Annotated in this window: 19 protein-coding genes and 1 pseudogene; 9 read left to right on the plus strand and 11 right to left on the minus strand. The window is 60.5% G+C overall.

The window, feature by feature from the left end:
- Window positions 1–84 precede the first annotated feature (84 nt).
- The 4 genes from F7R06_RS03530 to ilvD all read left to right on the plus strand — a co-directional run bounded on the left by F7R06_RS03530 (window position 85) and on the right by ilvD (window position 5,482).
- Complete coding sequence (locus F7R06_RS03530) at window positions 85–1,281, plus strand: class I SAM-dependent rRNA methyltransferase (RefSeq protein ID WP_090326160.1); 1,197 nt, start codon at window positions 85–87, stop codon at window positions 1,279–1,281.
- A gap of 201 nt (window positions 1,282–1,482) precedes the next feature.
- Window positions 1,483–1,941: an REP-associated tyrosine transposase gene (locus F7R06_RS03535; RefSeq protein ID WP_090326162.1), complete on the plus strand. Its 459-nt coding sequence runs from the start codon at window positions 1,483–1,485 to the stop codon at window positions 1,939–1,941.
- Window positions 1,942–2,178: 237 nt separating this feature from the next.
- A complete protein-coding gene (locus F7R06_RS03540; RefSeq protein ID WP_090326165.1) occupies window positions 2,179–3,381 on the plus strand; it encodes an MFS transporter in 1,203 nt (400 codons plus the stop codon).
- Between the two features lie 259 nt (window positions 3,382–3,640).
- On the plus strand, window positions 3,641–5,482 hold the full coding sequence (gene ilvD, locus F7R06_RS03545; RefSeq protein WP_090326166.1) for a dihydroxy-acid dehydratase: 1,842 nt from the start codon (window positions 3,641–3,643) through the stop codon (window positions 5,480–5,482).
- Between the two features lie 182 nt (window positions 5,483–5,664).
- On the opposite strand, the gene F7R06_RS03550 is transcribed toward ilvD, so the two are convergent.
- Window positions 5,665–6,720: an HAD family hydrolase gene (locus tag F7R06_RS03550; RefSeq protein ID WP_090326169.1), complete on the minus strand. Its 1,056-nt coding sequence runs from the start codon at window positions 6,718–6,720 to the stop codon at window positions 5,665–5,667.
- Between the two features lie 240 nt (window positions 6,721–6,960).
- Here F7R06_RS03550 and F7R06_RS03555 point away from each other — a divergent pair, with 240 nt between their 5' ends.
- Entirely contained in the window at window positions 6,961–8,352 is a 1,392-nt protein-coding gene (locus tag F7R06_RS03555; protein WP_090326171.1) for an L-cystine transporter, read from the plus strand.
- 115 nt (window positions 8,353–8,467) lie between these two features.
- On the opposite strand, the gene F7R06_RS03560 is transcribed toward F7R06_RS03555, so the two are convergent.
- Entirely contained in the window at window positions 8,468–8,980 is a 513-nt protein-coding gene (locus F7R06_RS03560; RefSeq protein WP_090326174.1) for a dihydrofolate reductase, read from the minus strand.
- Window positions 8,981–9,080: 100 nt separating this feature from the next.
- Here F7R06_RS03560 and F7R06_RS03565 point away from each other — a divergent pair, with 100 nt between their 5' ends.
- Both F7R06_RS03565 and F7R06_RS03570 read left to right on the plus strand, forming a co-directional pair.
- Complete coding sequence (locus F7R06_RS03565) at window positions 9,081–10,451, plus strand: DUF2868 domain-containing protein (protein WP_090326177.1); 1,371 nt, start codon at window positions 9,081–9,083, stop codon at window positions 10,449–10,451.
- The gene (locus F7R06_RS03570) at window positions 10,444–11,808 is read left to right on the plus strand and encodes a GTPase/DUF3482 domain-containing protein (RefSeq protein WP_090326180.1); all 1,365 of its coding nucleotides are present in this window, start codon (window positions 10,444–10,446) and stop codon (window positions 11,806–11,808) included. Before F7R06_RS03565 ends, F7R06_RS03570 begins: the two co-directional genes overlap by 8 nt.
- Window positions 11,809–11,855: 47 nt before the next feature.
- Here the strand turns inward: F7R06_RS03570 and F7R06_RS03575 are convergent, their stop codons facing one another.
- From F7R06_RS03575 to F7R06_RS03605, 7 genes are all read right to left on the minus strand, one after another.
- On the minus strand, window positions 11,856–12,413 hold the full coding sequence (locus tag F7R06_RS03575) for a phosphonate degradation HD-domain oxygenase (protein ID WP_090326182.1): 558 nt from the start codon (window positions 12,411–12,413) through the stop codon (window positions 11,856–11,858).
- Window positions 12,413–13,546 (minus strand): TIGR03364 family FAD-dependent oxidoreductase, encoded by a 1,134-nt coding sequence (locus F7R06_RS03580; protein ID WP_090326184.1) that lies wholly within the window; start codon window positions 13,544–13,546, stop codon window positions 12,413–12,415. The genes F7R06_RS03575 and F7R06_RS03580 overlap by 1 nt, the downstream gene beginning before the upstream one ends.
- 115 nt (window positions 13,547–13,661) lie before the next feature.
- Window positions 13,662–14,687, minus strand: a complete 1,026-nt coding sequence (locus F7R06_RS03585; protein ID WP_090326187.1) for a putative 2-aminoethylphosphonate ABC transporter substrate-binding protein — start codon at window positions 14,685–14,687, stop codon at window positions 13,662–13,664.
- A gap of 53 nt (window positions 14,688–14,740) precedes the next feature.
- The gene (locus tag F7R06_RS03590) at window positions 14,741–16,465 is read right to left on the minus strand and encodes a putative 2-aminoethylphosphonate ABC transporter permease subunit (protein ID WP_090326191.1); all 1,725 of its coding nucleotides are present in this window, start codon (window positions 16,463–16,465) and stop codon (window positions 14,741–14,743) included.
- Entirely contained in the window at window positions 16,465–17,541 is a 1,077-nt protein-coding gene (locus F7R06_RS03595; RefSeq protein ID WP_090326194.1) for a putative 2-aminoethylphosphonate ABC transporter ATP-binding protein, read from the minus strand. The genes F7R06_RS03590 and F7R06_RS03595 overlap by 1 nt, the downstream gene beginning before the upstream one ends.
- A gap of 222 nt (window positions 17,542–17,763) precedes the next feature.
- A complete protein-coding gene (locus F7R06_RS03600; protein WP_090326196.1) occupies window positions 17,764–18,627 on the minus strand; it encodes a LysR family transcriptional regulator in 864 nt (287 codons plus the stop codon).
- A 16-nt stretch (window positions 18,628–18,643) separates the two neighbouring features.
- The gene (locus F7R06_RS03605) at window positions 18,644–20,941 is read right to left on the minus strand and encodes a heavy metal translocating P-type ATPase (protein ID WP_090326198.1); all 2,298 of its coding nucleotides are present in this window, start codon (window positions 20,939–20,941) and stop codon (window positions 18,644–18,646) included.
- 85 nt (window positions 20,942–21,026) lie between these two features.
- Here F7R06_RS03605 and cadR point away from each other — a divergent pair, with 85 nt between their 5' ends.
- Window positions 21,027–21,476, plus strand: coding sequence for a Cd(II)/Pb(II)-responsive transcriptional regulator (gene cadR / locus F7R06_RS03610; protein ID WP_090326201.1), 450 nt, complete (start codon window positions 21,027–21,029; stop codon window positions 21,474–21,476).
- A gap of 130 nt (window positions 21,477–21,606) precedes the next feature.
- On the opposite strand, the pseudogene F7R06_RS03615 reads toward cadR, so the two are convergent.
- Window positions 21,607–21,924 (minus strand): annotated as a pseudogene (locus F7R06_RS03615) (thymidylate synthase); the annotation flags it as partial.
- A 574-nt stretch (window positions 21,925–22,498) separates the two neighbouring features.
- Window positions 22,499–23,002, minus strand: a complete 504-nt coding sequence (locus F7R06_RS03620) for a helix-turn-helix domain-containing protein (RefSeq protein ID WP_090326203.1) — start codon at window positions 23,000–23,002, stop codon at window positions 22,499–22,501.
- A gap of 157 nt (window positions 23,003–23,159) precedes the next feature.
- Between F7R06_RS03620 and F7R06_RS03625 the strand changes: the two genes are divergently transcribed.
- Entirely contained in the window at window positions 23,160–23,567 is a 408-nt protein-coding gene (locus tag F7R06_RS03625; protein ID WP_090326206.1) for a DUF6957 family protein, read from the plus strand.
- The last annotated feature ends 26 nt before the right edge of the window (window positions 23,568–23,593 follow it).

Here is a 23,593-nt window from a genome sequence, read left to right on the forward strand (position 1 = left end):
CAAGCCGTTTGCCACATGTCTACCCGCTGAACCTGCAAGCGCCGCAACACGCTATACTCCCGCTCTTTTTTCTGGAGCGACGTCATGTCCCTGCCTAGCCTGCGCCTCAAAGCCAATGCCGACCGTCGTCTGCGCAACGGTCACTTGTGGGTCTATAGCAACGAAATCGATGTAGCGGCGACCCCTTTGCACGGTTTCAAGGCCGGCGACCAGGCGATCCTCGAAGCCGCAGGCGGCAAGCCCCTGGGCATCGTTGCCATGAGCCCGAACAACCTGATCTGCGCCCGCCTGCTGTCGCGCGACATCAAGCTGCCGCTGGACAAGTCGCTGCTGGTGCATCGCCTGAACGTCGCCCTGTCGCTGCGCGATCGCCTGTTCGACAAGCCTTTCTATCGCCTGGTCTACGGCGATTCCGACCTGCTGCCAGGTCTGGTGGTCGATCGTTTCGGCGACATCCTGGTCGTGCAGATCGCCTCGGCGACCATGGAAGCCCATAAAGACGACGTGATCGCGGCCCTGACCCAAGTGCTCAAGCCAAGCGGCATTCTGTTCAAGAACGACTCCGCGGCCCGTGATGCCGAAGGCCTCAATCGCTATGTCGAAACCGTCTTCGGCCTGGTGCCGGAGTGGGTTGCACTGGAAGAAAACGGCGTGAAATTCGAAGCGCCCGTCATCCAGGGCCAGAAAACCGGCTGGTTCTACGACCACCGCATGAACCGCGCACGCCTGGCACCTTATGCCAAAGGCAAACGCGTACTGGACCTCTACAGCTACATCGGCGGCTGGGGCGTGCAGGCCGCTGCCTTCGGCGCCAGTGAAGTGTTCTGCGTCGACGCGTCGGCCTTCGCCCTCGACGGCGTCGAGCGCAACGCCGCGCTGAACGGCTTCGCCGAGAAGATGACCTGCATCGAAGGCGACGTCTTCGAAGCCCTGAAAGAGCTAAAAGCCAGCGAAGAACGTTTCGACGTGATCGTGGCCGACCCGCCGGCGTTCATCAAACGCAAGAAAGACATGAAGAACGGCGAAGGCGCCTACCGCCGCCTGAACGAGCAAGCCATGCGCCTGCTCACCAAGGACGGCATCCTGGTCAGCGCTTCGTGCTCGATGCACCTGCCGGAAGACGACCTGCAGAACATCCTGCTGACCAGCGCCCGTCACCTGGATCGCAACATCCAGATGCTCGAGCGCGGCGGCCAGGGTCCGGATCATCCGGTGCACCCAGCCATTGCCGAAACCCGTTACATCAAGAGCATCACCTGCCGGTTGCTGCCAAACAGCTGACAACACCTCCTGTAGGAGCGAGCCTGCTCGCGAAAAACGCAAAGACACCGCGGGCACCAGACACACCGCGTTATCGTTGACGTTCATCGCGAGCAGGCTCGCTCCTACAGGTTTACGACACATCCTGATCCACTGTCGATACGACAACCTCCTGCCCCACGCCTACCGTTTTCTCTTCCCACCATTGAAGAGGACAACGGAATGTCCAACACGCCAAAAGCCCATCGATTACGCACCGGTCGACACTCGCAATCCGGTCGTATCTATCACCTGACCGCCGTCACCCATGAACGACAGCCTTTCTTCCAGGATTGGCGTACGGGCCGTTTTTTGGTGCATGAGTTCAGAAGGGCTCAGGAAGCCGGCCATGCCACCTCCATAGCCTGGGTAGTCATGCCGGATCACTTCCACTGGTTGATTGAACTTCACAACGGTGATTTACCGAAACTGGTGCAAGCCACCAAATCTCGCTGCACGCGTCTGATCAATCAGAAACGAGATCCATATACTCCCGTATGGCAAAAAGGCTACTTCGACCGAGCCCTGCGGCGTGAGGAAGATCTGAAAGCCATGGCTCGATACATCATCGCCAACCCGCTTCGCGCAGGGCTTGTCGACCATATCGGCAACTATCCACTCTGGGATGCCGTCTGGCTCTAATACACACCCCACCTCTGTAGGAGCGAGCCTGCTCCGGGCGGCGTTCCGACGAAAAACGCAAAGACACCGCGGATAGCCAGACACACCGCGTTATCGTTGACGCTCATCGTCGGAACGCCGCCCGGAGCAGGCTCGCTCCTACAGCAGATTCAGAAAGGGCCCACGCCCTGCCGCATTGACTTGCTTCTTCATCAAATCAATTCTCGTCCACCTCTCACGGAACGAGCGTGTTGAAGAATGCGGCACACCAATAATGCCAAAGAAAAGCCGTTGATCGTCCTATTGCTCATGACCATGACACTGTTGGGCGTTTTTCCATTGGACGTGGTTCTTCCCTCCTTTCCAGACCTGTCGGCCTACTTCCGGATTTCGCCTGCCGACACTGCGTTGTCTGTCAGCCTGTTCGCCGTCAGCCTGGCGTTCTCCGTGATGCTGGTTGGCCCCCTCTCGGACATGTGGGGCCGCAAGAAGCTGTTGTTGGGAGGTATAGCTATCGCGGCCATTGGCGCGTTGGGATGCGCATTTTCAAGCGAATACCATTGGTTCCTGGGGTTTCGTGTGGTCCAGGCGATCGGTTGCGGGTCCTTTTCGCTGTCACAGGCGCTGGTGCAGGATTTGTTCGAAGGCCATGAAAGGCAGCGACTGAGGATCTGGATGGTGACCGCCAGTGGCGTATTCATTTCAATTTCGCCGCTGTTGGGGACGTGGTTGCAATTGCAGCTTGGCTGGCAAGGCAGCTTCTATGTGTTTGTCGCACTGGCCGTTTCAGTCTGGTCAAGCGCCTGCTGGCTGCTCAAGGAGTCCTCAGCTATCCGCACCGCATCGCGCGGGGGATTTTTCAGTGCCTACTGGCACGTCTGTTCGAATGCACGCTTCATGGCTTACTGGCTGATTTCGGCCCTGGCTTTCGCCTGCCATTTTTCGTTCATCGTGACTTCACCCATTATTTTCATGGAACACCTGGCCCTCTCACCCTACGAGTTCGCCTGGACGTTATTGCTCTATGGCGTTGCGTACGTGGGCGGCGGCGCAGTCGCCAACGTCTTGCATGAACGCCTGCAAGCCCATACCCAGATCGTTGTTGGCCTGGGGCTGATCGCGGTTTCGGGTGTGTTGATGCTGTGGCTGATTCGCCACTTCGGCCTGTCTGCCGCTGCGGTACTGGTATCCATGCTGATCTGCACGGTCGGGACCACCATTACCCGGCCCGTCGTCAACTCCAGGGCCATGAGCATCCATCCGGCATATGCCGGAACCTCTACATCGGTCGGCGCTGTGCTGATCTTCATGGGTGGCGGCGTCGTCAGCATGGTGATCAATCTGGTGTCCGGGGACCTGACCACCACACTGGCCATTGGCTTCCTGATATTGAGTCTTGCAGGTCTGGGCCTGAATGCGTTGATCGACCACAAGAATCAGGGGGCCCTGGACGGGGCGTGACAGCTGCCGGTCGTCATCCCGTGTGCTCCGCTGATACGGGTTCGACGCTTCCCGGCATTCCCTCCAGCCGCCAGCCGTGTAGAATCGCGACATTCATCGCCAGTCATCCCCCGGCGGGTTTATGAGCTCAAGCTGAAGCGCGCGGCGATCCCGCAAAGTTATCGGCAACTTCCGGACACACGGCCATTTCTGAGTGTTCCAGACGTCAATAGAAGCTCACTTCCCTTTTGATACCTGATTTAGCCGCCCGGAGTGCTTCATGCCTGATTACCGCTCGAAAACATCCACCCACGGCCGCAACATGGCCGGCGCCCGCGCACTGTGGCGCGCAACAGGGATGAAAGATGACGACTTCAAAAAGCCGATCATCGCCATCGCCAACTCGTTCACCCAGTTCGTACCGGGCCACGTGCACCTCAAAGACCTGGGCCAACTGGTCGCCCGCGAAATCGAACGCGCTGGCGGTGTGGCGAAAGAATTCAACACCATCGCCGTCGATGACGGTATCGCCATGGGCCACGACGGCATGTTGTATTCGCTGCCGAGCCGCGAAATCATCGCCGACTCCGTCGAGTACATGGTCAACGCCCACTGCGCCGACGCGATCGTCTGCATCTCCAACTGCGACAAGATCACCCCAGGCATGCTGATGGCGTCCCTGCGCCTGAACATCCCGGTGATCTTCGTTTCCGGCGGCCCGATGGAAGCCGGCAAGACCAAACTCGCCTCCCACGGCCTCGACCTGGTAGACGCCATGGTGATCGCCGCCGACTCCAGCGCTTCTGACGAGAAAGTCGCCGAGTACGAGCGCAGCGCCTGCCCGACCTGCGGTTCGTGCTCCGGCATGTTCACCGCCAACTCGATGAACTGCCTGGTCGAAGCACTGGGTCTGGCCTTGCCGGGCAACGGTTCGACCCTGGCCACCCACAGCGACCGCGAACAGCTGTTCCTGCAGGCCGGCCGCACCATCGTCGAGCTGTGCAAGCGTTACTACGGCGAGAACGACGAGTCGGTATTGCCGCGCAACATCGCCAACTTCAAGGCGTTCGAAAACGCCATGACCCTGGACATCGCCATGGGCGGTTCCACCAACACCATCCTGCACTTGCTGGCCGCTGCCCAGGAAGCCGAGATCGATTTCGACCTGCGCGACATCGACCGTCTGTCCCGTCATGTACCGCAACTGTGCAAGGTCGCGCCGAACATCCAGAAGTACCACATGGAAGATGTACACCGTGCCGGCGGGATCTTCAGCATCCTCGGCTCGCTGGCCCGTGGTGGCCTGCTGCACACCGACCTGCCAACCGTGCACAGCCGCAGCATGGAAGAAGCCATCGCCAAGTGGGACATCACCCAGACCACTGACGAAGCCGTGCACCACTTCTTCAAGGCCGGCCCGGCAGGCATCCCGACCCAGACCGCGTTCAGCCAGTCGACCCGTTGGGAAACCCTGGACGACGACCGTGAAAACGGCTGCATCCGCAGTGTCGAGCACGCCTACTCGAAAGAGGGCGGCCTGGCCGTGCTGTACGGAAACATCGCGCTCGACGGTTGCGTGGTGAAAACCGCGGGCGTGGACGAGTCGATCCACGTCTTCGAAGGCAATGCGAAGATCTTCGAAAGCCAGGACAGCGCCGTACGCGGCATCCTCGCCGACGAAGTGAAGGAAGGCGACATCGTCATCATTCGCTACGAAGGCCCGAAAGGCGGCCCGGGCATGCAGGAAATGCTGTACCCGACGTCCTACCTGAAATCCAAAGGCCTGGGCAAAGCCTGTGCCCTGCTCACCGACGGCCGTTTCTCCGGCGGTACTTCGGGCCTGTCCATCGGTCACGCGTCGCCTGAAGCGGCAGCCGGTGGCGCCATCGGCCTGGTGCAGGACGGCGACAAAGTGCTGATCGACATTCCGAACCGCTCGATCAACCTGTTGATCAGCGATGAAGAACTGGCCGCGCGCCGGGTCGAGCAGGACAAGAAAGGCTGGAAACCCGTCGAGAAGCGTCCACGCAAAGTGACCACGGCCCTGAAAGCCTATGCCCTGCTGGCGACCAGCGCCGACAAGGGTGCAGTACGTAACAAGGCCATGCTCGACGGGCTGTAAGGCTTAACCGTCGAACAAAAAAATACCCCGCCAAGTGCGGGGTATTTTTTTGGGCAACATCCGGTCAGCTGTAGGAGCGAGCTTGCTCGCGAAAAACCTGAGAGCACTGCGGGGTATCAGGCTTCCAGCGTTATCGTTGACGACCATCGCGAGCAGGCTCGCTCCTACAGTGAAGCAAATCCTTACTGGATTTCTTCCGGTTTGACGATCACCCAGTTCTTGTCCGCCGTTACCGCCAGCCCTTCCTTGGCCTGGGCTGCGGCGTTTTTGGCCATCATGCCCTGGATCTGGGTCATGTACTTATCCTTGCGGTTGACCCACAAATGAATACCGCCCTTGGCCACGTCGACCCCGTGGAACAGCATGTAACCATCACTGGTTGGGGTGTCGCCGCCGACCAGCACCGGTTTTTTCCACTCATCGATGTAGGTCAGGATCGCCGCGTGTTTGCCGGCCATCCAGGTCGCAGGTGTCCACAGATACGGGGTCAGTTCGAGGCCGAGGTTGGCTTTCTCGTCATACTTGCCGGCGGTGATCTGCTTGCGGGCGGTGGTCAGTTCGCCGGTCTTGCGATCCTTGAGCAGCGTGGTCACGCCGATCACGTTCTCCGGTTTGACGTTGTAGCCGTACTTCGGATCGGCAGCGACCATGCGCACCAGTTCTTCGGAGGCGGCGGTCATCACGTAGACCTCGATGCCGTTCTCCATCAACTTGTTGTAGAGCTCTTTCTGACCCGTGAAGATTTTCGGCGGGTTGACGTCGAGGTTCTTGACCACGTCGCCATCGTAATAAGTGGCCGGGACCGGTTTGCCCGAAGCCATCATCTCGTCGACATAGCCCTTGAGTTCTTGCAGGGTAAAGCCGGAGAACACTTGGGCGACCCATGGGTAGCAAACCATGTCATCGACTTCGCAGAGGCGATAGTAGTAGCTGAACAGGCTTTCCTTGTGGTCGGCGGTGTCCTTGAACGGCATCAGCTTCAGGGAGGGATCAAGGGTCTCGCGGGTGATCAGGCCCTTGTTTTCCATGAACGGCAGCAAGGACTCTTCGAGGTCGTAGCGGTAACTGGTGTTGTCCATGTCGAACACTGCGAAGTTACCCTTGTTGGCGTTGGCCGCAATCATCGCGTCCAGCGCCTTGGCCTGATCGGCGGGCCAGTGTTTAAGATCCGTTGCAAACACTTGGCCCGCGAGGCCCACGCAAAGTGCTGCTGCCAGAAATTTCGGTGCGAACTTCATTGGCGTTTCTCCCTGAATTAAAGGCATCGACGCTAACAAATAAGTGTGACAGTCCTCGTCTGTCAGCGACCGCCAACGTACCTATAGCGCCAATTGCATCGCCGAGAGCGACATGCGCTTATTCCAAAAACGACAGTTACCAGACGTTTTTGATATTAATTCATTAGATATCAAGCTGTTAGCCTTGCCGGTTCGCAACTGCCCCGGAAGGCAGTTGGCACATGTCTAATGGGAGTTCCAATGAATCTGCCGCTGATTCTGAATCTGCTGGTGTTCCTCGCCCTGCTTCTGGGCCTGGCACAAACCCGCCGCTCCAACTGGAGCCTGGCGAAAAAAGTCCTGCTTGCACTGGGGCTGGGCGTGGCATTCGGCGTGGCCCTGCACTCGGTCTACGGTGCCGGTAACCCGGTGCTCAAAGCCTCGATTGGCTGGTTCGATCTGGTAGGCAATGGTTATGTGCAATTACTGCAAATGATCGTGATCCCACTGGTGTTCGCCTCGATCCTCAGCGCCGTGGCCCGTCTGCACAATGCTTCGTCGCTGGGCAAAATCAGCTTTCTGACCATCGGCACGCTGCTGTTTACCACCGCCATCGCGGCGCTGATCGGCATCGGCCTGACCAACCTGTTCGGCCTGACCGCCGAAGGCTTGGTCGCCGGCACCCAGGAAATGGCCCGCCTGCAAACCATCCAGACCGATTACGCCGGCAAGGTCGCCGACCTGAACGTGCCGCAACTGTTGCTGTCGTTCATCCCGCAAAACCCGTTCGCCGATCTGGCGCGGGCCAAGCCGACGTCGATTATCAGCGTGGTGATCTTCGCCGCCTTCCTGGGTGTCGCGGCGCTGCAACTGTTGAAGGATGACGTGGAAAAAGGTCAGAAAGTGATCAACGCCATCGACACCCTGCAAGCCTGGGTGATGCGTCTGGTGCGCCTGGTCATGAAGCTGACCCCTTACGGCGTATTGGCGCTGATGACCAAAGTGGTCGCCGGTTCCAACCTGCAGGACATCATCAAGCTCGGCAGTTTCGTGGTGGTTTCCTACTTGGGCCTGGGCCTGATGTTTGTGGTCCACGGCGCGCTGGTGTCGGCGGCCGGAATTAACCCGCTGCGCTTTTTCCGCAAAATCTGGCCGGTGCTGACGTTCGCTTTCACCAGCCGCTCGAGCGCGGCGACTATCCCGCTGAGCATCGAAGCGCAGACCCGTCGCCTGGGCATTCCACAGTCTGTCGCCAGTTTCGCCGCCTCGTTCGGCGCGACCATTGGCCAGAACGGCTGTGCCGGTCTGTACCCGGCGATGTTGGCGGTAATGGTGGCGCCAACCGTGGGCATCAATCCGCTGGACCCGCTGTGGATCGCGACACTGGTGGCGATTGTGACGCTGAGTTCGGCCGGGGTGGCCGGAGTGGGCGGTGGCGCGACCTTCGCCGCGCTGATCGTGCTGCCGGCGATGGGTTTGCCGGTATCACTGGTGGCGTTGCTGATTTCGGTCGAGCCGCTGATTGATATGGGGCGCACGGCGTTGAACGTGAGTGGATCGATCACGGCCGGGGCGATTACCAGTCAGGTGATGCAACAGACGGATAAAGCCTTGCTGGATGCGGATGAGCATTCGGAGTTGGCGCACGCATAAGCAGCGCCTGACAGATCGCCTTCGCTGGCAAGCCAGCTCCCACAGTGTCCTGGGTGAAACACCCATTGTGTGAACACCATGGATCCCTGTGGGAGCTGGCTTGCCAGCGAAGCTTTTAGGCTTTTTCCCAGACTTCGAAGCTGTACGCCGGTTTGTCGCCTTCGGCCGGGTTTGGCACATTCGACACCAGCTTCCACTGGCCCAAATCAAACTCCGGAAACCACGCATCCCCTTCCGGGCTCAACGCCACACGCGTCAGGTACAAGCGATCAGCTTGCGCCAACCCTTGCGCATACAACTGCGCGCCGCCAATCAGCATCAGCTCATCGACGCCTTGTTCCTTCGCCCATGCTTCTGCGCGAATCACCGCAGCCTCCAGCGACGGATAAACCTCCGCGCCTTCCAGCACCAGATCGGCCTGACGACTGACCACGATGTTCAAGCGGCCCGGCAACGGACGACCGAGGGAATCCCAGGTCTTGCGCCCCATGATGATCGGCTTGCCCAGGGTGGTGGCCTTGAAGTATTTGAAGTCCCCTGGCAAGTGCCAGGGCATGCTGTTGTCGATGCCGATCACACGGTTTTCGCCGAGGGCTGCGATCAGGCTGAGGGGGAGTGATTTAGTCATGCCGGCGAGGATACCAGAGGCTCGGCTTCTCGCAACGTAGCCCCCCGACAAGCGCCACAGCGGTTATGCTCACGACTCAATCCAAGCGACGGGATGCCGCGTGACTGAACTGAACAACCTCTGGCTGACAGAAACCATCCGCCTGCGCGAAGAGCACGCCGGCCCTCTGGAGGATCTGGAAGCCAATCGCCTCGCCCGCAATGCCGGCGGTGATTTGCCGACACGCATTCAACGCCGCGCCCTGTGGCTGGCCGAGCGCGATGGCCTGAGCGACGCACTCAAACACTGGCTGCAAGGGGCGCGGCTGGCGCTGCTTGTATTGGCCGTGCTGGCCGTGGTCAGTGGTGCCGGCCTGGCGTTTGCCGCCCTGGGGGACGGCCAGATGCCGGTCAATGTGTTCTGGGCCTTGGGCAGTTTGCTCGGACTGAACCTGATCCTGCTGTTGAGCTGGGCATTGGGCCTGGTGTTTGCCGGCGAACATGGCGCCAGCCTCGGACGTTTGTGGCTGTGGCTCAGCGAAAAGCTCGCCCGCGACGCCAAAGCCGCACAACTGGCACCGGCCCTGATCCTGATGTTGCAACGACACAAACTCAATCGCTGGGCCATCGGCATCCTGGTCAACAGCTTGTGGTTGCTGGCGATGCTCAGCGCGCTGGCGATTCTGCTGACGCTGCTGGCGACCCGGCGCTATGGCTTTGTCTGGGAGACCACCATTCTCAGCGCCGATACCTTCATCACCGTGACCCAGGCCCTCGGTGCGTTGCCGTCCTTGCTCGGGTTCAACGTGCCGACCGTGGAAATGATCCGCGCCAGTGGCGATGCCGCACTGAACATCGAAAGCGCCCGCCAGGCCTGGGCCACCTGGCTGGTGGGCGTGCTACTGGTCTGCGGCGTTGTCCCGCGCTTGCTGCTCGCCGCTTTTTGTCTGTGGCGCTGGAAAACCGGCCAGGCGTCCTTGCACCTGGATTTGAATCTGCCCGGCTATGCGCAATTGCGCGAACGCTTGATGCCGACCAGCGAACGTTTGGGCATCAGCGACGCCGCGCCCGAGCAACTTCATCGGGTCGAAAGCGGTGTCAGCGACCAGCAAAGCGATGGCGCGCTGTTGGTGGCCATCGAACTGGACGACCAGCGTCCGTGGCCGCCGCCACTGCCGAAGAATGTGAGTAATGCCGGCGTCCTCGACAGTCGCGAATCGCGGCACAAACTCCTCGAACAACTCAGCCGTTTCCCGCCTGCGCGCCTGGCCATCGCCTGCGATCCACGGCGCTCGCCGGATCGCGGCAGTCTTGCGCTGATCGCCGAATTGGCCCGCAGCGCCAGCGCCACCCGCGTCTGGTTGTTGCAAGCACCGCCCGGTGAGGCGCTGGACGCCGAGCGCCTTGGCGACTGGCACGTAGCGTTGCAACAACTGGAGCTGCCGTTTGCCGATTGCGCACCGCTCAATTGGCTGGAGACGGGTCATGACTAAACCGCTGAAGCTCGCCGTTGTCGGCCACACCAATGTCGGCAAGACCTCGTTGCTGCGCACCCTGACCCGTGACGTCGGCTTTGGTGAAGTGTCCCATCGCCCCAGCACCACGCGACACGTCGAAGGCGCGCGCTTGTCGGTGGAGGGCGAGCCCTTGCTCGATCTCTACGACACCCCCGGCCTGGAAGACGCCATCGCCCTGCTCGATTACCTCGAACGCCTGGAGCGCCCCGGCGAACGCCTCGATGGCCCTGCCCGGCTGGCTCGCTTCCTCGAGGGCAGCGAAGCACGACAGCGTTTCGAACAGGAAGCCAAGGTGCTGCGGCAATTGCTGGCCTGCGACGCCGGCCTCTATGTGATCGATGCCCGCGAGCCGGTGCTGGCCAAGTACCGCGACGAACTGGAAGTGCTGGCCGGTTGTGGCAAACCGCTGCTGCCGGTGCTGAATTTTGTCAGCAGCGCCAACCACCGCGAACCGGCCTGGCGCGAAGCCCTGGCGCGCCTCGGCCTGCATGCGCTGGTGCGCTTCGACAGCGTCGCACCGCCCGAGGATGGCGAACGCCGACTCTATGAAAGCCTCGCGCTGTTGCTCGAACATGCCCGCCCGCAGCTGGAGCGTTTGATTGCCGATCAACAGGCTCAGCGCCGGGCACGTCAGCAGAGTGCGGTGCGTTTGATCGCCGAGTTATTGATCGACTGCGCCGCCTGCCGGCGCAGCGTGGCCAGTGATGCCGAGCAGGAACAACAGGCCATCGGCGAATTGCGCAAGGCCGTGCGTCAACGGGAACAGCGCTGCGTCGAAGCCTTGCTCAAGCTCTACGCTTTCCGCCCGCAGGATGCGGCGGCCAGTGATCTGCCGCTGCTCGATGGTCGTTGGGGCGATGACCTGTTCAACCCCGAGACCCTCAAGCAACTGGGCGTGCGGGTTGGTGGTGGAATTGCGGCCGGTGCGGCCGCCGGGGCCGGCGTCGACTTGCTGGTCGGCGGCCTGACCCTTGGCGCAGCGGCACTGGCCGGGGCCATCGCGGGTGGCGCCCTGCAAACCGCGCGCAGTTACGGCAGCCGGTTGCTCGGCAAGATCAAAGGCCAGCGCGAACTGACGGTCGATGACAGCGTGCTGCGGTTATTGGCACTACGCCAACGACAGCTGCTGCAAGCGCTGGACGCGCGAGGGCACGCGGCGATGGACAGCATTCAAGTGGCCACGCCCCAGGACAAGACCTGGCGCGAAGGCAAACTGCCGGAAGCCTTGAACAAGGCGCGGGCGTATCCGCAGTGGTCGTCGCTCAATCCCCATGCGAAGTTGAATCAGGCGGAGCGGCAGGAGCAGATCGAAGTCTTGGCGCAGCAGCTCTAGTGGCCTGACCGGCCTGCTCGCGATGGCCGCGACTCGGTGCCAGCGGTTTACGCCGCCAACAGCCGCAATGCCTTATCCTTCAATACCGCCAGATCAATGACCGGCACATGCATCTCTTTGGCCTGTTCATCCCATTGGCGCATGCGCAAACTGACCGCGCACAACGGGTCTTTTTCGAACGCCTCAGCCTCGGTCTGCGTCATCACCCCGCCCTGATATTCCAGGGTCCGGCGACTGGCTTCACTCAAGCGTTCGTAGTACCCCGGCTCCCGGAGCGTCAGATAACGCTTGGCCTGAACGTGATACTCCACCAAGCGCGCCATGCGTTCGCTGAAGCCGACGCGGCGCAGGTAATCGGCGCCCAACCGCTCATGACTGACCACGCCGAAACCGCCCATGTTCTCCGCGCCTTCGCTGCAGATATGCCCGATATCGTGGAAAAATGCCGCCAACACCACTTCATCGTCGAAGCCTTCAGCCATGGCCAGTTCGGCGGCCTGGGACATGTGCTCGATCTGCGACACCGGCTCGCCGATGTAATCGCTGTCGCCAAAACGCTCGTACAACCCGAACACTTCGGCGATGACTTGCTCATGACGCGCCATCAGATTTCTCCCAAAACAGTAGCCACATTGCGCTCGGCCATCGCCGGCCCGACGCTCATGCCGACGCCGGTGTGCATCAACGCCACACTCAGACCTTCAGCCGGACGCAGGAACGAAAACGGCCCCGGCCCCCGTGAACCATAGACACCCTGCCAGCGCTCAACCACTTGCACCTTGCAGCCCAGCGTCTGCTCAGCCAGCTCGATCATCCAGTCGTCGACCTGCTCGGCATTGAAGGGCGATGGATCGCGGCCGTAATGGTGGGAGTCACCGATGATCAGTTCGCCATAGGGCGTCGGACTGATCAGCAGGTGAATGCCGTTTTCGTGCAGATGCGGCGCGTGCCGCAGAATTTCAGCCTGCACCGCCGCCGCTTCCGGCAGGTCGGCGAAGGCGCCGTAATGCACGCAACTCAAACCGGTGAGCAAGGCGTGTTGCAGGTTCAGGTTGATCTGCGGTCGGGCGCGAAGCATTTGCAGGCGGCAGATTTGCGGATCGAGTTCGGCGATCTGCTCGGCCAGCAAGGTCTGATAATCGTGGCCGGAACAGACAATGATCTGCCCGGCGCTGAAACTGCCGGCCGTGCTGTGCAAGCGGCCCGGTTCGATATCGCGCACCAGCGTGGAAAAGTGGAATTCGACGCCCAGGTCGCGGCGCAGGAAATCGATCAGCGCCGGAATCGCTTCGCGCGAATACAGCTGCTGGTCGTCCATGCCGTGCAAAGCGGCGCGATGATGGCGAAATTGGCCGTCGTACAAATCGCGCAATGCAGCGCCGCGCAGCAAGTCGACGCGGTAATTGTGTTCAACGGCGCGACCCTCGCAGAAGGCTTCAAGCAACTGTTCTTCGGCCTCGGTGCGGGCGAACAGGTACGAGCCATTGCGCTTGAGTTGCACGCCAGCGAGTTGCGCCCAGTCGCCCCAGATGCCGCGACTGGCGCGGGCCAGCTCCAGCATCGGACCCGGCGGCTGGCCGGTGACCAACGCCTGGCCGAAGTTGCGCACCGAAGCACCGACGGGCGTTTCGCTGCGTTCGAAAACCGTGACCTTGAGACCGCGCTTGGCCGCGGCATAAGCGTGGGACAAACCCAGGATGCCAGCGCCGACGATCAGCATGTCGTTGTGTTGTGTCATTAAGAGATGCCTTAAATTCGAGACCGCTTTCGCGAGCAGGCTCGCTCCCACAGGAGAGCGCATTCCAATGTGGGAGCGAGCCTGCTCGCGAAGAGGCCCTGTCAGCCGATGAAAATTACTTGGCTACAACTTTCTCGGACTTGCCGTCATAGCGCTTGCGCCATTCGGTCAGGATCTCGTCGCGGTTCTTCGAAGCCCAGGCAAAGTCGTTCTTGATCAGGCGCTGCTCGTAATCCGCTGGCAGTTCAGTCTGCGGCTTGGCGATGCCAGGTTGTGCGAGGACGGCGAAGTTCTCTTTGTAGAGTTCCATGGCCTCTGGGCTAGCCGAGAAGTCCGCGAGTTTCTTCGCCGCGTCTTCGTGTGGCGTGCCCTTGATCACGGCGGTGGCTTCGATTTCCCAGCCCAGGCCTTCCTTCGGCAGGATGATGTCCAGCGGCGCGCCCTGGCGCTTGAGCTGTACGGCCGGGTATTCAAAGGAAATACCGATCGGGAATTCACCGGCTGCCGCCAGTTTGCAAGGCTTGGAACCGGAGTGGACGTACTGACCGATGTTCTGGTGCAGGGCGTCCATGTAAGCCCAGCCCTGCTTCTCGCCGAAGGTCTGCAGCCAGGCGCTGACGTCGAGGAAACCAGTGCCGGACGAAGCCGGGTTCGGCATGACGATCTTGCCTTTGTACTCAGGCTTGGTCAGGTCCTGCCAGCTTACTGGCTTGCTCAGGCCCTGCTTCTCGGCTTCGACGGTGTTGAAGCAAATGGTCGCGGCCCAGACGTCCATGCCGACCCAGGCTGGCGGGTTGGCGGCGTCGCGGTAGTTGCCGCCGATCTTGCCCAGATCCTTTGGCGCGTAGCTTTGCAACATGCCTTGCTGGTCGAGGATCGCCAGGCTCGAAGCAGCCAGCCCCCAGACCGCGTCAGCTTGTGGGCGGGCTTTTTCGGCCAGCAGTTTGGCGGTGATGATGCCGGTGGAATCACGCACCCACTTGATTTCAACGTCCGGGTTGGTCTTTTCGAACGCGGCCTTGTAGGCCGTCAGCTGTTCGGCTTCGAGGGCGGTGTACACCGTCAACTCGGTTTTCGCCGCATAGGCGTTCAGGCTGAAAGCGGTGAGGACAGCAGCGGCCAGGGCCATAGGCTTGAACATGATCTTTTCCTGTTGTTGAGTTGAGTGGGTGCTTTCGGTTTGAGGAGAAGGATTCAGTGACCAGGCGCGGTCTGCCGCCAGGCCTGGGAGCGGCGCAGCAAGCCGCGCGAAGCCCAGGCCAGCAGCAGGGACACGCCCGCCGAAGTGAACAGAATCAGGGTCGACATCGCCGCCGCGCCGCCGACATTGCCGGCGTCGTCCATGTTCAGCACCGCCACCGCCGCGAGGATGGTGTCGGGGCTGTAGAGGAAGATCGCCGCCGATACGGTGGTCATCGCCGAGACGAACAGGTAGCGCACGATGTCCAGCAGCGCCGGCAGGCAGATCGGCACGGTGACGCGCAGGTAGTGCCGGTACAGCGGCGCCTTGAGCGACAGCGCGGCGGCTTCGAACTCGGCGTCGAGTTGGCGCAACGCGGTGGTGGCGGTCATTTGCGCGGTGGTCAGGTAGTGCGCGATGGTGCACACGATCAGCAGGGTCATGGTCCCGTAGAGCACATGCAGCGGATTGCCGGTGAGGTTGAAGAAAAAGACGTAGCCCAATCCCAGCACCAGGCCAGGCACCGCCATCGGCACGAAACTGAGCATGCGCAGGGTCAGGTTCAGGCCGCGCTGACCCTTGGTTTTTTCCATCAGGTAGGCGCCGGTGAAGATCAGCAGACTGCCGATCAACGCTGTGCCCAGGGCCATCTTCAGGCTGTTGCCGTAGGCCAGCCAGCCACCGCCGGCGGTTTCGTTGAACTGGTAGTGATTGAGCGACAGCGACAGGTTGTACGGCCAGAACTTCACCAGCGAGGAGAACACCGCCATGCCGAACACCAGCAACAGCGCGGCGCTGATCAGCAGGACGATGGCCAGGTAGCAACCGTCGCGCCGCTTCGATGGCGCCGGCTTGAACACCTGGGCCCGCCCGCTCATGGCGTCGCCGTGACGACGGCGCAACCAGGCATCGACACCGAAGCTGAACAGCGCCGGCAGCAGCAACACCATGCCGATCAAGGCGCCGCGTCCGAACTGTTGCTGGCCGACGACGGCCTTGTAGGCTTCCAGCGCCAGCACTTGATAGTCGCCACCGACCACCACGGGCACACCGAAGTCGGTGATGGTCAGGGTGAACACCAGGCAGAACGCGGCGAACACCGCCTGACGCGTCGCCGGCCAGGTGATGCTGCGAAAGGCTTTCGCCGGACTGGCGCCCATGCTGGAGGCGGCATCGAACAGTCGCGCATCCGCCAGGGACAAGGCCGACAGCAGAATCATCAGGGCGTGTGGGAAGGTGTAGATCACCTCACCGAGCACGATGCCCCAGAAGCCATAGATGTTGTCCGAGAGCAGGCCACGCAACAGGCCCTGGTTGCCGAACAGGTAAACCAGCGCGATCCCCGGCAGCATCGATGGCGCCATCAAGGGCAGCAGGGAAATGCCGCGCCAGATGCCTTTGGCCGGGATCAAGGTGCGCTGCAAGGCGTAGGCAAACAGGTAGGCCAGCGGTACGACGATGGCCGCGACGCTGAGGGAAACTTTCAGGCTATTGCCCAGCAACCAGTGGAAATTGTCGCTGGTCACCAGTTCCCTGGCGGCGATCCAGCCACCGCCCTGCCCGGCTTCAGAACTGAACCCGCGCCAGAAAATCGCCAGCAACGGCATCAACACCGCGACGCCCAGCAACACCAGCAGAAGGACTTTGCCGCCGACCACGAACAACCGATCGCCGATCTCGGCACGGGAGGTCTGCCGCACCTGCTTGTGTGGCAGCGGCAGCGCGATATTGGCGCTCATCAGGCAAACACCTGCAGGCTGCGCGGCGGCAAGGCGACCATGATTTGCTGCGAACCCAGACGCGGCATGGCTTCCGGCGCCAGTTCGGCCAGCAGCGCGTGCCCCGGCAACTGATCGAGTTCAAAGCTCATGCGGCAGCGATTACCGAGGAAGGTGATTTCGCGAACCTTGGCCGGGAACAGGTTTTCTTCATGCACCGGCGGGTTGACGTTGATCGCTTCAGGGCGACAGAACAGCCGCCCCGAAGCGCTTTTGGCACTGCCGTCGGCCAGGCGCATGTTCATGCCACCGACCTGGGCGTGACTGTCGCTGCTGCGATGGAATGGCAACCAGTTACCCTGACCGACGAACTCCGCCACGAATGGCGTGGCCGGGCGGTTGTAGATTTCCTGTGGCGTGGCGTATTGCTCGACCTTGCCATTGTTCATCACGGCAATGCGGTCGGCCATCAGCATGGCCTCGTCCTGATTGTGGGTGACCATCAGGGTGGTGATGCCGAGATTGCGTTGCAGCTGGCGCAGCTCCGTGCACAGATGCTCGCGGACCCGAGCGTCCAGTGCCGACATCGGCTCATCCAGCAGCAATAGCGAAGGCGCCGGAGCCAGGGCACGAGCCAGGGCAACCCGTTGCTGCTGACCACCGGACAACTGGCCTGGGTACTTTTTCTCACTGCCAGTCAGGCCGACCAGTTCCAGCATCTGACCGACCCGGCGGCGCATTTCATCGCGACCACTGCCGGCGAGGCCGTAGGCAATGTTCGCTTCGACTGTCAGGTTGGGAAACAGCGCGTAGGACTGAAACAGAATGCCGTAGTCACGGGCCTGGGGTGCCAGGTGGGAAACGTCGCGGTCACCGAGGTACAACTCGCCGCTGTCCTGCTTTTCCAGCCCGGCGATGCAGCGCAGCAAGGTGGTTTTGCCACAGCCCGACGGGCCGAGCAGACACACCAGCTCACCGGCCGCCACGTCGAGGGAAACGTTATCCAGCGCAGTGAAAGCGCCAAAGCGTTTCTGGACGCCACGCACTTTCATGGGTGCGCCCGGGTTGGTCAGGGCAGTTGCGATCGGGTTGTTCATGGACGGACCTCATCTAGCAGATGAGAGCCATCCTAGAGTTGTAATGAGTCCGTCATGTGGCAGTAGGGCAAAAACTGCCGATAGTGGTATTCGAGGATTTTGGTTCAAGTCTTGCGTTGTGCCATCGGCCGCCATCGCGAGCAAGCTCGCTCCCACAGGGGATTGCGGTCAACTGTGGGAGCGGGCTTGCCGGCGATGAGGCCGGGACAAGCAATAGAGATTTCAGGCCGGCGCCATTTCCTGCGCCACGCCCAAAAATGCCGCCGGCAACCGGGCGTTTTTCCGCTCCTTGAGGCAATACAGATACTCGGGGATCTGCGGCGCGTTCTCGATGGTCAGCACCCGCAATTGCGGATCATGAGGGACCTCCTGGCGGGCGATGATGCTGATGCCGATGTTGCGCAGCACCGCCTCACGGATCGACTCGCGACTGCCAATCTCCAGCAACGGCCCAAAGCACACGCCTGCGCCAGCCAGCAGCTCTTCAGTCAGCCGACGGGTGGTCGAGCCCGGTTCACGCATCAGCAAGGTATGCCCCGCCAGTGCACTGAGCGGCACATGATCGTGAACTGCCAGCGGGTGATTGCGATGCACCGCCAGCACCAATGGATCGCTGCCGAGCACCCGGCGGATCAACCGAGCGTCTTCCAGCAACTGCGAGGATGCCGCGACATCGACCCGATACTCCTCAAGCGCTTCGAGCACCTGTTGTGAGTTGCCGATTTCCACCGACACTTCCACCTGGGGCAAGCGCTCACGAAAGGTCTTCACCAGATCGAGGATGTAATACGGCGCCGTGGCTGCGATGCGTAATGTGCCCTGGACCTGGCCGCAGTTGCGCAGGAAAAACTCGATGTCGGCTTCCTGCTGCATCAATACCTTGACCATCGGCAACAGCTTCGCGCCTTCATCGCTGACACTGAGGCGGCGGCCGCCACGGTAGAACAGCTCCACCGAATACTGACTCTCGAGGTGGCGAATCTGCGTCGTCACCGTCGGTTGGCTCAGGCCGAGCTTTTTTGCCGCCAGGGTAATGCTGCCCAGGCGGGCCACCATGTAAAAAGCCTTAAGCTCGGCACTCAGCACACCCGTCCCTCTTCTTCTACTTGCGCAACAGGCGCAAACCGTTGAACACCACCAACAGGCTCACGCCCATGTCGGCGAACACCGCCATCCACATGGTAGCGAGCCCGGCGAAGGTTACCCCAAGAAAGACCGCTTTGATGACCAATGCCAACGCGATGTTCTGTTTGAGGATGCTCGAGGTTTGCCGCGACAGTCGAATGAATGCCGGGATTTTGCGCAGATCGTCGTCCATCAGGGCAACATCGGCGGTCTCGATGGCGGTATCGGTGCCCGCGGCGGCCATGGCGAAACCGATTTCCGCCCTGGCCAGTGCCGGCGCATCATTGATGCCGTCGCCGACCATTGCCACACGATGGCCCTGTGCATAAAGCGCTTCGATGGCTTGCAGTTTGTCGGTCGGCAGCAGGTCGCCCCGGGCCTGATCGATACCGACCTGCGCCGCGATCGCCTGCGCGGTGTGGACGTTATCGCCGGTCAGCATCAGGGTTTTGATACCCAGATCGTGCAGTTGTCGGATCGCTTCACGGCTGGAGTCCTTTACCGTGTCGGCCACGGCAAACAGCGCCAATGGGCCGGTCTGATCGAGTAACAGCACCACGGATTTACCCTGTTTTTCCAGCGCGAACAGCTTCTCTTCCAATTCAGGCGAGCAAAGATTCAGCTCTTCCACCAGGCGGTGGTTGCCCAGGTAATAGACCTGTCCGCCCACCTCCCCGCGCACCCCGCGCCCGGCCAGGGCCTCGAAGTTATCCACAGTCAGCGGCGCAAGCTGTTTATCCACAGCTGCATTGGCAATGGCCAGGGACACCGGGTGATCCGAGCGACCGGCCAGCGCCGCGGCAAGGGCCGGGGCCAACGTTGCAGCAACCGGATCGAGCGCCAGGTAATCGGTCTGTACCGGTTTGCCATGGGTGATGGTGCCGGTCTTGTCCAGCGCCAGGTAATCCAGCTTGTGACCACCTTCCAGATAAACGCCACCCTTCACCAGAATGCCTTTGCGCGCCGCCGCAGCGAGGCCGCTGACGATGGTCACAGGTGTGGAAATCACCAGCGCGCAGGGGCAGGCCACCACCAGCAAAACCAGCGCGCGATAGATCCAGTCGAACCACAGCGCGCCCATGAACAACGGCGGGATGACCGCCACCGCCAAGGCCAGGATGAACACGGCCGGGGTGTAGATTTTCGAAAACCGGTCAACGAATCGTTGGGTCGGTGCCCGCGCGCCCTGGGCCTGTTCGACGGCGTGGATGATCCGTGCCAGGGTCGAGTGGTTCGCTGCGGCCGTCACGGCGTATTCCAGCGAACCGGCCTGGTTGATGGTGCCGGCGAACACTTTATCGCCGACGGTTTTCTCCACCGGCAAGCTTTCGCCGGTGATCGGTGCCTGATCGATGGTCGAAGTGCCGGACAGCACCTCGCCATCCAGGCCGATGCGCTCGCCGGGGCGTACGCGCACCCGGGTACCGAGCTCGATGGTTTTGACGTCCTGTTCAACCCACACACCGTCGGCCTGCTGCACCGTGGCCCGCTCCGGGGCCATCTGCATCAAGCCGCCGATGGCGTTGCGCGCACGGTCAAGGGATTTGGCTTCGATCAACTCGGCCACGGTGAACAGGAACATCACCATGGCCGCTTCCGGCCACTGCCCGATCAGGATCGCACCGGTCACTGCAATGCTCATCAGTGCGTTGATGTTCAGGTTTAGATTCTTCAGGGCGATCCAGCCCTTTTTATAGGTACCCAAACCGCCACTGAGGATCGACACCAACGCAATGATCGCCACCACCCCATTCGGCGCGGCACTGGTGAAATGAATGACTTCGGCCAGCAATGCACCGACGCCAGACAGCGCCAAGGGCCACCAGGGCTTTTTCTCGACGGCCGGAGCTGGCGCTTCAACGCCCTGCTCCAGCGGCTCGGCCTGCATGCCAAGGGACTTGATGGCTTCGATGATCGGTGCGGTGCCTGGCAGGTCGTGGGTCACGCCCAGCACCCGGTTGATCAGGTTGAATTCCAGCTGCTGCACACCCGCCAGCTTGCCGAGTTTGTTCTGGATCAGTGTTTGCTCGGTCGGGCAGTCCATCGCTTCGATGCGGAAGCTGCTCAGCCGCGCGCCAGCGGTTGGCGTTTCGCTCAATTTGACCAGCGACGGCGCCGCCACTTTGGCGGAACAGCAGGAATCGCCGTGACCGCCATGTTCATGCTTCTGCACAGGCTGCAGCTTGTGGCTGTGATCGTGATCGTGATCGTGATCGTGATCGTGATCGTGATCGTGCTCAGCCTCGGGTTTGTGGGTGTGAAGGGAATCGCTCATTGGGTCGCGTCCATGAAGGTGCCTGTTGCCAAGTAAAGACCCTGTAGCCACTATAGGGTCAAGCACCCATTTGGAGATTGCCATCATGAAGATCGGAGAACTGGCCAAGCTCACCGACTGCGCCGTGGAAACCATCCGCTACTACGAGCGCGAAAACCTGCTGCCGGAACCCGCCCGCAGCGATGGCAACTACCGCGTCTACACCCAGGCCCACGCCGAGCGCCTGACCTTCATCCGCAACTGCCGCACCCTCGACATGACCCTCGAAGAAATCCGCAGCCTGCTGACGTTGCGCGACAGTCCGCAGGATCAGTGCGAAAGCGTGAATGCGTTGATCGACGAACACATCCACCACGTCAAGGCGCGGATCGATGGGCTGCTCGCGCTACAGGCACAACTGCTCGACCTGCGCCAACGCTGCAGCGAAGGGCCGGACATCGATCAATGCGGGATTTTGCAGCGGCTGGAAGTGAGTGGCGGGGTGGTGGCGACGGAGGTTGAGCATTCACATGTGGGCCGTAGTCACGGCCACTGAAAACACCACTTACCCTTGTAGGAGCGAGCCTGCTCGCGATGGACTCAATGACGACGCATTCTTTCAGACAATTCGCGTCATCGTTCACGTCCATCGCGAGCAGGCTCGCTACAGGGGGCAGCGTTAGGCTTCAGACCGCCATTGGCGCCGTCATCGGCGGATGGTGCTCGTAGCCTTCCAGCGAGAAATCGCTCGGTTCGACCAGCTCCAGCCACTCCGGCTGGTACACACCCGTCCTGGCAAACTCCGGCACACGATCACTGATCACCAGTTTCGGCATCGGGAACGGCTCGCGCTTGAGCTGCTCATTGAGCATGTCCAGGTGGTTTTCGTAGACGTGGGCGTCACCGATGAAATAGGTGAACCAACGCGGCGTGTAGCCGGTCAGGCGACCGATCAGGCTCAGCAGCGCGGCACCTTCGGTGAGGTTGAACGGCGTGCCCAGGCCATTTGTCCCCCCTACCTCCTGCACATTACGTCTAAATATGGGATTTCCCGAGCATTTTACTATGTGTGCATTATAAACATTTGCACATTTAGGAAGCAAGCGATCGGGCGTAATAAATCAATATTTTTCCGGTTATTCATCTGGGCCGAAGGAAAGCGATTGCCTGCTAGACGTCCTGTATTAACGCCCTTAAAAAAGCGCTGGCCAACATGAAGGCATATTGCCATATTTTCACCTAAAACCTAACGCTGATGACCAATTGTGGGGGGGGGTGAGACGACGGGCCTGACCTGTAGGAAGGAATTGCGAGTCGCAAAAGGTCACGATCCCCATCAAAGATTAGCGACCGAGTTCGTTAAGGTTTGGGTATCAGCTTCTTTAAGTGCTTCGAAATCTTGAGAGCGATGGTGTTCGCTTAAAAATAAGCTGAAACCTCCATCCTTAAAGCTGGAGTTCAAAAAGCGAATTGGCCGCACGCTTGAAGATCGGAGCAATGGAGACCAGCTCGAAATATTTGAACAATTTTATCTTGGTAGCACATCGGGCTTATTGCTTTGCAACCAAACCAATCAGCTTATTCGTTGAGCTCGGCTACGACGCCACCTGCATCCGAGTGCCAAATCTTGTTCACCGTTGAAGCCGCCATGCCAAGCTCTGTGCACGTTTGTTTCTGAGTAAAACCTTTTGCTTTGCATGCAAGCACCGCCTGGATCTTTTCAGCAGGCACGGGCCGCTTGCCCGCTTTACCCGTCCGCAAATCACCATCTTGAAATTCACTTGGCAGGCTGGCCATTACACCGAGCTTTTCCAGCTTCTGGATTTCATTGCTCAGGAATGAAAGGAAGTCAGCAGTGGACTGTTGCCTCTCGTAGCTAGATGCCATAGCGAGTAGAGCTAAAACATCGACGTCAAGACGCTTGGCAATCCCTTCAAGAGTGTCCAGGGTTACGCTGGACTTTGCGTGCTCAAGGTTGTGTAGGTGCCTCGCTTCTACTGCGGTAGCAAGCTGCTCTTGGGACAAGCCGCGTGCTTTCCTGGTCAATCGTAGGATCGCGGCTAGCGCTAATCGCAGTGGCATGAGTACTTCCCACAAAGGAAAGGATAAGGCCACATTGATAAATTCCCATCTATGCAATATAGTTCTTCTTTGGGAATCGCCGGTATCATCCGCGCTCCGATCAGGGAGCGAGCCACCCCCCGCAAACATATCACATGTATTGACAGAGGCTTTTTGATTGGAACTAGAAGATACCCAAGCAGCCGGTGAGCTCCTCTCCAGCAATGGAGAGCCTCGGTCTGGTTCTACGGAAAGCCAAGAGAGCTTGATTCAGCTGGTACAGAGCCGCTTTCCAAACAAAGGCTTTTGCATCGTCCAGCAGTGGACGATCGTGCGCGCAATAGCGAGCGATACGGATCTCACCAAAATCCACCTTCATGGCCACCTGCCGCTCTTTGTTTTCGCCGAAAAAGTGATCCTAGACAGCCGAGGCCGCTTCGATTACGGAAATTGGGTGCGCAGCACCATGGCCATTTCATTCCAAGATGGCTTTCTCTTTGAAACCAAAAACACGGTGTACGTTTTGGCGGGAGACGGCGACGAAAAGTCAGCCAGTCTCGCCTCGATATTGTCTCTTTATCAATAATGTCAGCTGCAACTGCGGTCTGTAGA

The organism is Pseudomonas moorei (genome assembly GCF_008801475.1).
GTDB classification, from domain to species: domain Bacteria; phylum Pseudomonadota; class Gammaproteobacteria; order Pseudomonadales; family Pseudomonadaceae; genus Aquipseudomonas; species Aquipseudomonas moorei.

What these genes read in the sequence shown, in the direction of transcription:
- ilvD (WP_090326166.1), top strand. Translation starts at nt 3,641, where the DNA reads ATGCCTGATTACCGCTCGAAAACATCCACCCACGGCCGCAACATGGCC.
- F7R06_RS03530 (WP_090326160.1), top strand. Translation starts at nt 85, where the DNA reads ATGTCCCTGCCTAGCCTGCGCCTCAAAGCCAATGCCGACCGTCGTCTG.
- F7R06_RS03605 (WP_090326198.1), bottom strand. Translation starts at nt 20,941, where the DNA reads ATGAGCGATTCCCTTCACACCCACAAACCCGAGGCTGAGCACGATCAC.
- F7R06_RS03560 (WP_090326174.1), bottom strand. Translation starts at nt 8,980, where the DNA reads ATGACTAAATCACTCCCCCTCAGCCTGATCGCAGCCCTCGGCGAAAAC.
- F7R06_RS03540 (WP_090326165.1), top strand. Translation starts at nt 2,179, where the DNA reads ATGCGGCACACCAATAATGCCAAAGAAAAGCCGTTGATCGTCCTATTG.
- F7R06_RS03535 (WP_090326162.1), top strand. Translation starts at nt 1,483, where the DNA reads ATGTCCAACACGCCAAAAGCCCATCGATTACGCACCGGTCGACACTCG.
- F7R06_RS03575 (WP_090326182.1), bottom strand. Translation starts at nt 12,413, where the DNA reads ATGGCGCGTCATGAGCAAGTCATCGCCGAAGTGTTCGGGTTGTACGAG.
- F7R06_RS03570 (WP_090326180.1), top strand. Translation starts at nt 10,444, where the DNA reads ATGACTAAACCGCTGAAGCTCGCCGTTGTCGGCCACACCAATGTCGGC.
- F7R06_RS03585 (WP_090326187.1), bottom strand. Translation starts at nt 14,687, where the DNA reads ATGTTCAAGCCTATGGCCCTGGCCGCTGCTGTCCTCACCGCTTTCAGC.
- F7R06_RS03595 (WP_090326194.1), bottom strand. Translation starts at nt 17,541, where the DNA reads ATGAACAACCCGATCGCAACTGCCCTGACCAACCCGGGCGCACCCATG.
- cadR (WP_090326201.1), top strand. Translation starts at nt 21,027, where the DNA reads ATGAAGATCGGAGAACTGGCCAAGCTCACCGACTGCGCCGTGGAAACC.
- F7R06_RS03555 (WP_090326171.1), top strand. Translation starts at nt 6,961, where the DNA reads ATGAATCTGCCGCTGATTCTGAATCTGCTGGTGTTCCTCGCCCTGCTT.
- F7R06_RS03590 (WP_090326191.1), bottom strand. Translation starts at nt 16,465, where the DNA reads ATGAGCGCCAATATCGCGCTGCCGCTGCCACACAAGCAGGTGCGGCAG.
- F7R06_RS03580 (WP_090326184.1), bottom strand. Translation starts at nt 13,546, where the DNA reads ATGACACAACACAACGACATGCTGATCGTCGGCGCTGGCATCCTGGGT.
- F7R06_RS03620 (WP_090326203.1), bottom strand. Translation starts at nt 23,002, where the DNA reads ATGCCACTGCGATTAGCGCTAGCCGCGATCCTACGATTGACCAGGAAA.
- F7R06_RS03550 (WP_090326169.1), bottom strand. Translation starts at nt 6,720, where the DNA reads ATGAAGTTCGCACCGAAATTTCTGGCAGCAGCACTTTGCGTGGGCCTC.